The sequence below is a fragment of the Streptomyces sp. SAI-135 genome, assembly GCF_029893805.1.
In the GTDB taxonomy this organism is placed as follows: Bacteria; Actinomycetota; Actinomycetes; order Streptomycetales; family Streptomycetaceae; genus Streptomyces.
In genome coordinates this window covers 5396519-5408412 of record NZ_JARXYP010000002.1, presented here as the reverse complement: position 1 = coordinate 5408412, position 11894 = coordinate 5396519, and the positions used below count along the sequence as shown (strand labels likewise).

Genomic DNA, 11894 nt, shown 5'->3' with positions numbered 1-11894 from the left:
TCGGGACTACTTCGCCGCGTCGGCCGCCTTCACCAGCGCGTCCTTGGTGACCGCGCCGACGTAGACCTTGCCGTCCTCGGTGATCAGGGCGTTGATCAGGCGGGTCTTGAAGACGGTGCCCTCGCCGAACTTGCCGGAGACCTTGTCGCCGAGCGAGTCGAGGAAGCCGCCGACGTCACCGCCGACCTCGGAGCCGGACGGGACGCCCTGGCCGCCGGTGTCGAAGGTGGCGATGGAGTCCCAGCCGTCCCCGATGACGTTCATGCCGTCGGGGGCGCCCTTGCCGAGGTCCTCGGCCGAGCCCTTGCCGAAGTCCTTGGCGAGGTCCCCGGGCTCCTCGCCGTGCCCGGGTGCCTTCGATACGTCCCCCTCCTCGACCTTCGCGCCCTTCGGCGGGGTGAAGTCGAAGGTGGAGGCGGCCGGCCTGGCGAAGCTGACCTGGGTGAAGCCGGCGTCCACGACGGCCGCGCCGCCGCTCGCCGGGGTCAGCGTGAACTTCAGCGGCAGACCGGTCTTCGCGTCCACGGCCACGGTGATCTGGCCGACCGTCGAGCCCTCGTCCTTGGGCTTGACGACCAGGCGGTAGGCGTCCCGGCCCGCGACCTGCGCGGTGCCCTCGACGGTCACCGAGGTGGTCTCGTCGGCGGCCTCGAGGGCTTGTTCGGCCAGGTCCTTGGGCGTGGCCGGGAGCTCCTCGCGCTGCTTGCCGTCGCTCTCGGAGGCCGTGGTGTGGAAGACGGAGTTTGACTTGCTGTCGTAGCCCCAGACGTCCTTGCCGTTGTGGATGAGGCTGTACTCGGCCGCGTTCTCCAGCAGCGAGATCTTCTGCCTGTCCTCTCCGTCGGCCGCGACGCGCAGTGTGTGGGTGCCGGAGGCCAGTTCGGTGAGCTTGGTGGACGGGTCGGCGGACGAGCCGCCGCCCGATCCGGAGGGCCCGGCGGCGGAGCCGAGCGAGCTCTCCAGGCCGCCGAGGTCCGGCAGGCCGAGATCGGTGGTGATCTTCACGGTGCCGGACAGCTGCTGTACGTCCGACGCGGCGATCTTCTCGATGAGTTCCTGTGCGCTGATCTTCGGCAGGTCGGGGTCACCGGAGTCGGCGAGCGCCGGGACGAGCCCGATGGTCGCCGCCGCGACTCCCACCACCGTGGCCGGCACGACGTACCGCGCGGCCTTGCGCCGGCGCGCGGAACGCAGCTCTTCGGCGTCCGCGGCGGTCGCGCTGTCGTCGGATTCGTACGGTGCCATGTGTGCCTTACCTCCGTCGTCGGCGGCGGCTTCAACTCCCGTGCGTCCACCCTTAGCCGCCATTCTCACCCGAATCGGTGAGGAGTGGTGTTTTCCGTGGTGTCCATCTGACCAAATCGGCCATGAGCATGCGTCAGCCCTCGGGGCCAACTCCGTGTACACCTGCGGGATGACACAACAGTCCGGCGCCCCCTACGACCCGTAGGGGGCGCCCCTCCCCGGGTTCGGTCGTGGGAGCGGTGCGGCTGGGTGGGGGCGGGCGTCTCGCGCAGTTCCCCGCGCCCCTGAATACCTGCGCCGCCCCGCGCGGGCTGGCCCGGGTGCGTGGAGGCGGGCGCTTTGCGCAGTTCCCCGCGCCCCTGAATACCTGCGCGGGCGGGTGGGGGCGGGCGTTTTGCGCAGTTCCCCGCGCCCCTGAATGCCTGCGGCAGCCGACGCGGGCTCGGTGGGGGCTGGTGCGGACGGTCCTCGCGGCACCGGGCAGGGCACTCCCCACGGACGGTCCTCGAGACGCAGGCGACTGCAACCCCCCAGGGGCGCGGGGAACTGCGCGACCAGCCACAACGCACCCGCACCCGCCAGACCACCTACGCGGCACCCCCACAGGCACCCGCTTCCAGCCCGGCGCAGCTGCCCGCGGGGAACTGCGCGACCAGCCACAACGCACCCGCACCCGCCAGACCACCTACGCGGCACCCCCACAGGCACCCGCTTCCAGCCCGGCGCAGCTGCCCGCGGGGAACTGCGCGACCAGCCACAACGCACCCGCACCCGCCAGACCACCTACGCGGCACCCCCACAGGCGCCCGCTTCCAGCCCGGCGCAGCTGCCTGCGGGGCGGTGACGTACATCACTACCCGGCGCGGTGGACCACCGCGTCGCACAGTTCCATCAGTGCCGCCTTCGCGTCGCACTCCCGCAGCGGAGCCAGTGCCGCGCGTGCGTCCTCGGCGTAGCGCACGGTGTCCCGGCGGGCCTGCTCCAGCGCCGGGTGGGTGCGCAGGGCCGCCAGGGCCCGGGCGTGCCGCGCGTCGTCCGTGAGGTCGGAGTCGAGCAGCTCGCACAGGGCGATGTCCTCGGCCAGGCCCAGCCGGGCGGCGCGCTCCCGCAGCCGCAGGACCGGCATGGTCGGGATGCCCTCGCGCAGGTCCGTGCCCGGCGTCTTGCCGGACTCGTGGGAGTCGGAGGCGATGTCCAGGACGTCGTCGGCCAGCTGGAAGGCGACGCCGAGGCGCTCGCCGTACTGGGTCAGGACGTCCACGACCGTCTCGTCGGCACCGGACATCATCGCCCCGAAGCGGCACGAGACCGCGACCAGCGAGCCCGTCTTGCCGCCGAGCACGTCCAGGTAGTGCTCGACCGGGTCCCGGCCGTCCTGCGGTCCGGCCGTCTCCAGGATCTGGCCGGTGACCAGGCGCTCGAACGCCTCCGACTGGACCCGGACCGCCTCGGGCCCGAGGTCGGCCAGGATGTGCGAGGCGCGGGCGAACAGGAAGTCGCCCGTCAGGACGGCCACCGAGTTGCCCCAGCGGGTGTTGGCGCTGTCCACGCCCCGCCTGACCTCGGCCTCGTCCATGACGTCGTCGTGGTACAGCGTGGCGAGGTGGGTCAGCTCCACCACCACGGCCGACGGCACCACGCCGGGCGCATAGGGGTCGCCGAACTGCGCGGCGAGCATCACGAGCAGCGGCCGAAACCGCTTTCCGCCCGCCCTCACCAGATGCTGGGCGGCCTCCGTGATGAAGGGAACCTCGCTCTTGGTGGCCTCGAGCAGTCCCTCCTCGACAGCCGCCAATCCGGCCTGGACATCGGCTTCCAGAGCCTGGTCCCGCACGCTCAGCCCGAACGGCCCGACGACGGTCACGAGGGGTCTCCTGTCTGCTGGTGTCTTCTGGCGGTTACGAGGAATGTCGATAGGTCGCTGCCATCACTCAAGTCAGCGTATCCGGTCACCTTTGGATCACCGATAGCGCCCGCCCCGTCCATGCCAGGCGGTATCGGATCACGGCCGGTATGTTTTTGATCACCTGAAAAGGATGGATATCTATCCACTTGTACGGAAGTAGCCGTCCGTGTCCCGAACCGAAGCCGGGACCGAGGCCACCGCGCCCCGGCCGCGCCGCACCACACGCCCGGCGCACTGAGGCCGACGGGACCCCACCGATGCGCATCCGTACGCCCTTCCCCTGCGAGACCACCCACGCCGGCGTCCGTGTCCCGCCGGCGGACGGGACGCTCCTGTACGCACGCGTGTGGCGACCCCTCTCCGAAGAACCGGTACCCGCGATCCTCGAATACCTGCCGCATCGCCTCACCGACCGGCCCGCGCCCCGCGACCGGCAGCGCCCCCTGGTACGCAGGCCACGGCTACGAGTCCGTCCGCGTGGACGTGCGCGGGCACGGCAACAGCGGGGGCGTGCCCGGCGACGCGTGCTCGGCGACCGGACTCGCCGACGGGGCCGAGGGGGTCGAGTGGCCGGCGGCGCAGCCCTGGTGCGACGGCCGGGCCGGCATGTTCCGCATCTCCTGGGGCGGTCGTCACCGTCCGCGCCACCGACGGCCGTCATGACGACGACGGGCACCGCAGGGGAGGTTCCGTCCCGGCCGCGGACCTGCACGGGCGGGCGGCGAGGATGCTCGCCCGCGTCTGCCGCCCGCCGGACCCGCTCCATGTCGGCGACGCCCGGCGGGAGATGTCGCTCGCAGGCCCGCTCGGAGATGGCCCGTGACGGCACCGACTTCCACCCGACGTGGGTGAAGCGGATCCCACGGCCGGTCGGTTGAACATGAGTTGAGCCTTCTTGACCGTTTTACACCTCTTGCGCTCAGCTGTGACTTGACCCACTCGCGCGGCCGGAGCGACGGCTTTCCGGAATCTACCGATCCGCCTTTTCCCACGCGTGAGTTGAGACTTGGCGAACGCAAAGGATCAAGCGCCTCAAATACCCCTTACCAAGGTCAATAGGCACGCCATGTGAACTCGCCACTTGTTCCGGACATGTGCTCTCGCATACGTTCCCGGCCTGTCGGGCGGACGCCGAATCCTGCCACCGCCCGTACACCCACCGAGAACCACGGCAGGAGCGGGGGAACCAGGTAGGTCGCCGTAACGGTCGTCTTCGGACATACCGGTACGGCTTGGGGTGAAGTCATGCCTTTCGTGGGCGTGGCCGGGCAGCTCCCGCCCGAACCCGACAGCTCACCTCGCAGGCGACGGAGAGGAACTTCGCCATGCCCGCTGCCGCTCAGCACCGCCGTACCCGTACCAGCCGTCTCGCCCGCAAGCTCGCCGTCGCCGGTACCGGTGTCGCCGTCCTCGCGCTCCCGCTCATCGGCGCCACCAGCGCGTCCGCGGCCACCCCGGCCGTGCAGACCGCGACCACGCTCGGCTACTCCAACACCCTCGACGGCTGGATCCGGGCCTCCCTCGCCGTCATGGCGGAGCACGGCATTCCCGGCTCCTACGACGGCATCTACCGCAACGTCATCCGCGAGTCCTCCGGCAACCCCTACGCCATCAATCTCTGGGACTCCAACGCGGCCGCCGGGACGCCCTCCAAGGGCCTGCTCCAGGTGATCGACCCGACCTTCAACGCGTACCACGTGGCCAACACCTCGTGGGACCCGTACGACCCGGTGGCGAACATCACCGCGGCCTGCAACTACGCGGCCCAGCGGTACGGGTCCATCGACAACGTGTACGGCGCGTACTAGGAACTACGCCCGCGGGAAGAGCCCTTCGAGGACGACGGCGATGCCGTCGTCCTCGTTGGACAGGGTCACCTCGTCGGCCACGGCCTTGAGTTCGGGGTGGGCGTTCGCCATCGCCACACCGCGGGCCGCCCAGTCGAACATCGGGATGTCGTTGGGCATGTCCCCGAAGGCGATCGTCACCTCCGGGCCCAGACCCAGGTGTTCGGCGGCCAGCGCGAGGCCGGTGGCCTTGGTGATGCCGCATGGCTGGAGTTCGACGGTCCCGGGCCCCGACATGGTGACCGTCGCCAGCGAGCCCACCACCGAACGCGCCGTGACCGCCAACTCGTCGTCGGACAGGTAGGGGTGGCGCAGCAGCACCTTGCTGATCGGCTCGCACCACAGGTCGTCGCGCCGGGCCACCCGCACCGCGGGCAGCGTCGGGTGGGGCATCAGATAGCCCGGTTCGATGAGCGTGAGCCCGTCGACACCGTCCTGGTCCACGGCCGCGTACACCTGCCCGACCTCGGCCTCGATCTTGCCGAGCGCGGTCTCGGCCAGCTCCCGCTCCAGCGTCACCGACCAGAGCAGACGGTCCGCGCCGGCGTCGTACACCTGCGCGCCCTGTCCGCACACCGCGAGCCCCGTGCTGCCGAGGTCGTCGAGCAGGGGCCGCACTCTGGGCGCCGGGCGTCCCGTCACGACCAGATGCCGGGCCCCACCCGCGGCCACCCGGGCGAGCGCGGCCAACGACCGGTCGGAGAGGGTGTCGTCGGCCCGGAGCAGCGAACCGTCCAGGTCGGTGGCGATGAGTGAATATGCGGTGGAGGCGGCCATGATCAGAGAATACGGATGGTTGGCCCCTTCGACTCGACGCGAACCGGACGGCCGCTGCTTTCACATCCGTTGACCGGTGTTCCGCTTCCGGGGCGCGACGGTGACGCGGCGGTAGCTCGTGCCGGCGCGTCCCGGGCCCCGTCTGCGCGCTCCTCGCGGAGCGCTACGCCGAGTCGCGCACCACCAGTTCGGTCGGGAGGATCACTCCGGCCGTGTCCTCGCCGGCGATCTGGGCGAGGAGCATGCGGACCATCTCGGCGCTGATGCGGTCGAAGGGCTGGCGCATGGTGGTGAGGGCGGGGGCGACGGCGGTGGCCGCCGGTGAGTCGTCGAAGCCGCCGACAGCGATGTCGTCCGGGACCGAACGCCCGGCCTGCTGGAGGACGCCCACGACGCCCAGGGCCATGAGGTCGGAGGCGACGAACACCGCGTCCATGTCCGGGGCCTGGGCGAGCAGGCGGCGGGCGGCCCGTTCGCCGCCGCTGCGCCGGAAGTCGCCCTCGACGACGAGCGCCGGGTCGTACGGCAGGCCCGCCTCAGCGAGCACGTCCCGGTAGCCGGCCAGCCGGTCGGGGCCGCCCGGCATGTCCAGCGGCCCGGTGACCATGCCGACACGGCGCCGGCCGCCCGCGAGGAGGTGGCGGACCATGTCCTGCGCGCCCTCCCGGTCGGCGGCGGCCACGTAACTCACCTTGGTGCCCCGCCCGATCGGCTTGCCGCAGACCACCAACGGGATCCCGGCGTCGTGGAGTTCGGCCGCGACCGGGTCGCCGCTGTGGTTGGACAGCAGCAGCACGCCGTCGACGTGACCCGAGGTGATGTACCGGGTCAGCCGGCGCCGGTCGTCGTCGCTCTCGGCGAGCATCAGCAGCAGCGGGATGTCGTGCTGGGCGAGCCGCTCGGTGCAACCGCGCAGCAGGACGTTGAAGTTGGGGTCCTCGAAGAACTTCTCCTGCGGCTCGGTCAGCAGGAACGCCACCGAGTCCGAGCGGCCCGTACTGAGGCTGCGGGCGTGCCGGTTGACCACGTAACCAGTCTTCCTGATGGCGGCCTCGACCGACCGCCGGGCGGCGGGCGAGACGTAGTGGCCGCCGTTCAGGAAGCGGGAGACGGTGCCCCGCGAGACGCCCGCCTCCCGGGCCACGTCGTGGATGGTCGGTGGCTTGCGGCGTCCGTTCGCGCTGGTGGTCATGTTCCTCGTTCGGAGACGTTCGTGCGGGGGAGCCCGGGGCCTCAGGCCTTGACCGAGCCGCTCATCAGGTCCAGCGACCAGAACCGCTGGATCACCAGGAAGAGACCGATCAGCGGAAGGATCGCGAGCAGGCACCCGGTGATGACCAGGGTGTAGAGCGCGGGCTGCGAGGCGCCCTGGGCGAGCAGGGTGTACAGGCCGAGGGTGATCGGGAACTTCTCGTCGTCGGCGAGCATGACGAAGGGCAGCAGGAAGTTGTTCCAGATGCCGACGAACTGGAAGAGGAACACCGTGATCAGGCCCGGCATCATCATCGGTACGGCGATCCGCGAGAAGATCCGCCACTCGCTCGCGCCGTCCATGCGGGCCGCCTCCATGAGTTCGGCGGGCACGGACGCGGCCGCGTAGATGCGGACCAGGTAGACGCCGTACGGCGACAGGATCGACGGCAGCAGCATCGACCAGTAGGAGTCGGCCATGCCGAGCTTGGACAGCAGCAGGTACTGCGGTACGGCCAGCACGATGGACGGCACCAGGACGCCGGCCAGGATCATCTTGAAGACGGCCTCGCGGCCGCGGAAGCTGTAGCGGCCGAGGGCGTAGCCGCCGGCGGCGGAGACCGCGGCGGAGAGCAGGGCGCCGAGACCGGCGTAGAAGGCCGAGTTGGCCATCCACCGCCAGAAGATGCCGTCCCGGTAGGCGGTCAGGTCGCTCAGGTTCTGGAAGAAGCCGGTGCCGGGGGCGAAGGTGAAGGTGGAGAAGAGCTCCGACCGGTCCTTGGTCGCCGCGACGACCACCCAGGCGATGGGGATCAGGCAGTACAGCGCGCCGAGGAGCAGCACGATCGTGGGCACCCACGCGGTGCGGCGGCCGCTCTTGGGGCCGGCGGTGAGGGTGAGGGGGGTCATGCCCGGTCCTCCCGGGTGTAGCGGTCGGAGATGCGCAGCAGGGTGAAGGAGAGGACGAACGTGGCCAGGGCCAGGACGACCGCGGTGGCGGAGGCGCCGTAGATGTCGGACTGGAGGAAGGCCTTGTCGTAGATGGCCATCAGCGGGCTCCACGAGCTCGGCAGGCCGTTGGTGAGGGGCTTGAGGGCCATCGGCTCGGTGAAGACCTGGAGGGTGGCGATCACCGAGAAGAAGAAGGTGAGCACCAGCGAGGGCATCACGATCGGGATCTTGATCTTCAGGGCGATGCCCAGGTCGGTCGCGCCGTCGAGCCGGGCCGCCTCGTAGATGTCCGGCGGGATGGCCCTGAGCGCGGTGTAGATGACGATCATGTTGAAGCCGGTGCCGCCCCAGACCGCGATGTTCGCGAAGGAGAGGTAGAGGTTGCCGCCGTCGAACAGGTCGGGCTGCGGGAGGCCGAACTTGTCGAGCAGGTAGTAGAAGGGGCTGACGTCCGGCAGGTAGAGGAAGCCCCACATCAGGGCGGCGATGATGCCCGGCACCGCGTACGGCAGGAAGATCATCAGCCGGGCGAAGGGCGCGCTGCGGGCCTTCGGGGTGTCCAGCATCAGCGCGAAGAGCAGCGCGAGGCCCAGCATGGTCGGGATGACGATCAGGCCGTACCCGAAGGCGCGCAGGACGCTGTGGCCGAACTCTGAGTCCCCGAGGACGTCGGTGTAGTTGCCGAGGCCGTTCCAGACCTGCTGCCGGGCTCCCTTGCCGAGGCCGATGCCCTTGACCTGCACCTTGTGCAGGCTCAGCCAGATCGCGTACCCGATGGGCACGACGGTGAAGGCGGCGAAGAGGGTCAGGGTGGGCACCAGGAACCAGTACGGTGCGCTGCGGCCACGGCGGCGGGGGCGGCTGGGGCGGACGGACTGGGCGGCGGTGCCGGTGCCGTCCGCCAAGGGGCCGGCCTCGGTGAGGTCGGCGCCCTTGAGCGGAGCGCTGGTCATGCCTCGGTCACCTCGAAGCCCTGCTTCTTCATGTCGGCGAAGGTCTTCGACTGCACGGTGGCGAGCGCGGAGTCGAACTGGGTCTCCTTCTTCGCCTTGGCGGCCTTGCCGAAGGCGTCCTGGAAGGTGGTGTAGGCCGTGTTGACGTTCGGTCCCCAGGCCGCGGCGGCGGTGGTCGCGGCGACCTCACCGGCGGTGGTGTAGAAGTCCGCCTGGTTCGAGAAGAACTCCGGCGTGGTCAGGACGTCGCCGGACTGGCCCTTCGTGGCCGCCGGGTAGATCGCGACCTCCTTGACCAGGGCGGCCAGCGCCTCCGGGTCGGTGTTCAGCCAGGTGGCGAACTTGGCGGCGGCCTCGGCGTGCTGGGAGTCGGTGGAGACACCGGTGGAGGAACCGCCCCAGCTGCCGGTGACGTTCTCGCCGGACTTCCACTGCGGCAGCGGGGCCATGCGCCACTTGCCCTTGGTGTCGGGCGCGGAGGAGACCAGCACACCGGGCGCCCACACGGCGGAGACCCAGGCCAGGTGGGTGCCCTTGTTGAGGGCGTTGTTCCAGGCCGGGGTGTACATCGGCTGGTTGTCGATGACGCCCTCCTGCACCAGACCGCCCCAGAACTCGGCGACCTGCCGGGTGGCCGCGTCGTCGATGCCGACGGTCCACTTGCCGCCGGAGTCGACGGTCCACCACTTGCCGCCGGCCTGCTGGGAGAGGCCCGCGAACAGACCGGGGTCGTTGGCGGAGAAGGTGGTCAAGTAGGCCTCCGGCACAGCCTTCTTGGCCGCGCGGGCGGTCTCGGCGAACTCCGTCCACGTCTTCGGGACGGTCAGGCCGTGCTTCTTGAAGAGGTCCTCGCGGTAGTAGAACATCAGCGGCCCGGAGTCCTGCGGGATCGCGTAGAGGGCGTCCGTGCCGAGGGTGACCATGCCCCACAGGCCCTCGGCGAAGTCGGACTTGGTGTCACCGGCGTACTTGGAGATGTCGGCCAGGACGTCGTTGGAGACCAGGGTGGGCAGCGACTGGTACTCGACCTGGATGAGGTCGGGGGCGTTGCCCGCCTTCTTCGCGGTGATCAGCTTGGAGAGGATCTCCTGGCCGCTGGCCTGCTTGGAGACGGTGACCGTGATGTCCGGGTTCTTCTTGTTCCAGATCGCGGCGACCTTCTCCATGTTCGGCGCCCACGACCAGTAGGTCAGCTTGACGGGCCCGCTGCTCTCGCCGGAGTCCTTGTCGTCGGAACCGCCGCAGGCGGCGAGGGTGCTGGTGAGGCCGAGGGCTGCGGCCCCGGCAAGGATGCTGCGCCTGCTGATCTGGCGGCGGTTGGTCGACATCTTCATCTCCCCTGACTTGGAACCAGCCGGTCTCGAGACGTCCCGCGTTCGCGGCAACCGCCGTGGGGGGAGGTTCTGCGGACGTGACCGAGAGGCTGTGCGCGAGGGCCGCGCGGCTCTGTGATCGTGCACAGTAGAGAATTGTTTCCGCCCCTTGTCAATGGCGAGTGCGTGGGGTTACCTACTTGTTGCTCCCCAATGACAGGGGTGAGGGAAGCTGTGCACGATCACAGAAAATGAGGGTTTTCTCGATCGTCTGGCGTTTTCGCCGGCTCCCCTCACCCCGCTCCTCGGCGCTGCCCCGGCCCTGCTTCGGCCCTGCCCCGGCCGACCGGACCGGCGCCGCACCGGCGCCCCCGTGACCGTCCGCGAAAGGACCCCCTGACATGCGCAGACGCAGTGTTCTCACCGCCGCCGGAGCCGCCGCGTTGGCCGTTCCCGTGCTGGGGGCGGCGCCCGCGGTCGCCGCACCTTCCGCCGCCCGGCGGGGCTGTCTGGACATCAGGGGCGTGGACATCTCCTCGCTGCCGAAGAACGAGGACCACGGCGCGGTGTACCGCACCGCCGACGGCCACCGCGCGGACCCGATCCACCTGATCGCGCGGGCCGGTGTCACCCACGCCCGCCTGAAGGTGTGGGTGAACCCGGCCGACGGCTACAACACCAAGGCGCGCATCCTGCCGCTCGCCCGCCGCCTCAAGCGGGCCGGGGTCGGCATCTGGATCGACTTCCACTACTCCGACAGCTGGGCCGACCCCGCGCACCAGACCAAGCCGGCCGCCTGGGCGGGCCTGGACGTGGCGGGGCTTGCGAGGGCGGTGTACGACCACACGGCCGACGTCCTCGGCGCGCTGCAACGGCAGGGCACTCCGGCCCAACTGGTCCAGATCGGGAACGAGTTGAACGGCGGCCTGATCTGGCCCGAGGGCAACTGGGAGCACTTCGACAACATGACCGCCTTCCTCAAGGCCGGTCTGAGCGCGGCCCGCGACACCACCCCGCGCGTGCGCACGATCCTGCACCTGGCCAACGGCGGCGACAACGGGCTGTACCGCTGGTGGTTCGACAACGTGCTGTCGTACGGCGTCGACTTCGACATCATCGGGCTCTCGTACTACCCCTTCTGGCACGGCCCGCTCGCGGACGCGGCCGCCAACATGGCCGATGTCACCGCGCGTTACGGCAAGCCGTGCGTGATCGCCGAGACGGCGTACCCGTTCACGCTGGAGAGCGAGGACGACGTCAACGACATCATGAACAGCCCCTCGCAGCTCACCGACGGTTTCCCCGCCACGCCTTCGGGCCAGGCCGCGTGGCTGCGCCAGGTGGCCGACCTCGCCGCGGGCGTCCCGGACGGGAGGGGCCTCGGCTACTGCTACTGGGAGGGCCTGTGGACCTACCGCCCGGGCAGCGGCTGGGACCCGACGGCCCCGACCTCGGGCAACGCGTGGGAGAACCTGGCCCTGTTCGACTTCGAGGACCGGGCGCTGCCGGGGTTGGGGGTGTTGGGGCGGTATCGGGGGTGAGAGGGGGCGGGGGGCCGGGGTGTGCGTCGGGAGTGCCGGGGCCGGTGGCCTCGTGGCTGAGGATCGCCGTGGGCGGGGTGCGTCTCACGGGGCGCCGGGGCCTGTCGTTTCGTAGGTGAGGGGTCGCCGGGGAGGCGGGGTGCGTCTCCCCTCACCGCCGTACGCGGCTG

General features: G+C 70.5%; 9 protein-coding genes, 1 pseudogene and 1 riboswitch. Of the genes and pseudogenes, 3 read left to right on the top strand and 7 right to left on the bottom strand.

The features are described from left to right. Nucleotides 1-6: 6 nt before the first annotated feature. Nucleotides 7-1245, bottom strand: a complete 1239-nt coding sequence (locus M2163_RS29070) for a sigma-E factor regulatory protein RseB domain-containing protein (RefSeq protein ID WP_280895460.1) — start codon at nt 1243-1245, stop codon at nt 7-9. Nucleotides 1246-2098: 853 nt separating this feature from the next. Then, entirely contained in the window at nt 2099-3109 is a 1011-nt protein-coding gene (locus tag M2163_RS29065) for a polyprenyl synthetase family protein (protein ID WP_280849916.1), read from the bottom strand. Between the two features lie 299 nt (nt 3110-3408). Here M2163_RS29065 and M2163_RS29060 point away from each other — a divergent pair. Beyond that, nucleotides 3409-3947, top strand: a pseudogene (locus M2163_RS29060) (CocE/NonD family hydrolase); the annotation flags it as partial. A 323-nt stretch (nt 3948-4270) separates the two neighbouring features. Next, nucleotides 4271-4471: riboswitch (cyclic di-AMP (ydaO/yuaA leader) on the top strand. A 5-nt stretch (nt 4472-4476) separates the two neighbouring features. Further along, nucleotides 4477-4959: a transglycosylase SLT domain-containing protein gene (locus tag M2163_RS29055; RefSeq protein ID WP_280849917.1), complete on the top strand. Its 483-nt coding sequence runs from the start codon at nt 4477-4479 to the stop codon at nt 4957-4959. Between the two features lie 3 nt (nt 4960-4962). Here the strand turns inward: M2163_RS29055 and M2163_RS29050 are convergent, their stop codons facing one another. The 5 genes from M2163_RS29050 to M2163_RS29030 all read right to left on the bottom strand — a co-directional run bounded on the left by M2163_RS29050 (nt 4963) and on the right by M2163_RS29030 (nt 10204). Beyond that, a complete protein-coding gene (locus M2163_RS29050; RefSeq protein WP_280849918.1) occupies nt 4963-5775 on the bottom strand; it encodes an HAD family hydrolase in 813 nt (270 codons plus the stop codon). Nucleotides 5776-5938: 163 nt separating this feature from the next. Next, on the bottom strand, nt 5939-6967 hold the full coding sequence (locus M2163_RS29045) for a LacI family DNA-binding transcriptional regulator (RefSeq protein ID WP_280849920.1): 1029 nt from the start codon (nt 6965-6967) through the stop codon (nt 5939-5941). 41 nt (nt 6968-7008) lie between these two features. Next, nucleotides 7009-7875, bottom strand: a complete 867-nt coding sequence (locus tag M2163_RS29040; RefSeq protein ID WP_280895459.1) for a carbohydrate ABC transporter permease — start codon at nt 7873-7875, stop codon at nt 7009-7011. Then, entirely contained in the window at nt 7872-8870 is a 999-nt protein-coding gene (locus M2163_RS29035; RefSeq protein ID WP_280849922.1) for a sugar ABC transporter permease, read from the bottom strand. Before M2163_RS29035 ends, M2163_RS29040 begins: the two co-directional genes overlap by 4 nt. Then, nucleotides 8867-10204, bottom strand: coding sequence for a sugar ABC transporter substrate-binding protein (locus M2163_RS29030; RefSeq protein WP_280895458.1), 1338 nt, complete (start codon nt 10202-10204; stop codon nt 8867-8869). Before M2163_RS29030 ends, M2163_RS29035 begins: the two co-directional genes overlap by 4 nt. Before the next feature lie 380 nt (nt 10205-10584). Between M2163_RS29030 and M2163_RS29025 the strand changes: the two genes are divergently transcribed. Beyond that, complete coding sequence (locus M2163_RS29025) at nt 10585-11724, top strand: arabinogalactan endo-1,4-beta-galactosidase (RefSeq protein ID WP_280895457.1); 1140 nt, start codon at nt 10585-10587, stop codon at nt 11722-11724. Nucleotides 11725-11894: the final 170 nt, after the last annotated feature.

Coding starts and splice junctions, on each gene's coding strand:
- M2163_RS29035 (WP_280849922.1), bottom strand. CDS start 8,870: ATGACCAGCGCTCCGCTCAAGGGCGCCGACCTCACCGAGGCCGGCCCC.
- M2163_RS29070 (WP_280895460.1), bottom strand. CDS start 1,245: ATGGCACCGTACGAATCCGACGACAGCGCGACCGCCGCGGACGCCGAA.
- M2163_RS29055 (WP_280849917.1), top strand. CDS start 4,477: ATGCCCGCTGCCGCTCAGCACCGCCGTACCCGTACCAGCCGTCTCGCC.
- M2163_RS29040 (WP_280895459.1), bottom strand. CDS start 7,875: ATGACCCCCCTCACCCTCACCGCCGGCCCCAAGAGCGGCCGCCGCACC.
- M2163_RS29045 (WP_280849920.1), bottom strand. CDS start 6,967: ATGACCACCAGCGCGAACGGACGCCGCAAGCCACCGACCATCCACGAC.
- M2163_RS29030 (WP_280895458.1), bottom strand. CDS start 10,204: ATGAAGATGTCGACCAACCGCCGCCAGATCAGCAGGCGCAGCATCCTT.
- M2163_RS29025 (WP_280895457.1), top strand. CDS start 10,585: ATGCGCAGACGCAGTGTTCTCACCGCCGCCGGAGCCGCCGCGTTGGCC.
- M2163_RS29050 (WP_280849918.1), bottom strand. CDS start 5,775: ATGGCCGCCTCCACCGCATATTCACTCATCGCCACCGACCTGGACGGT.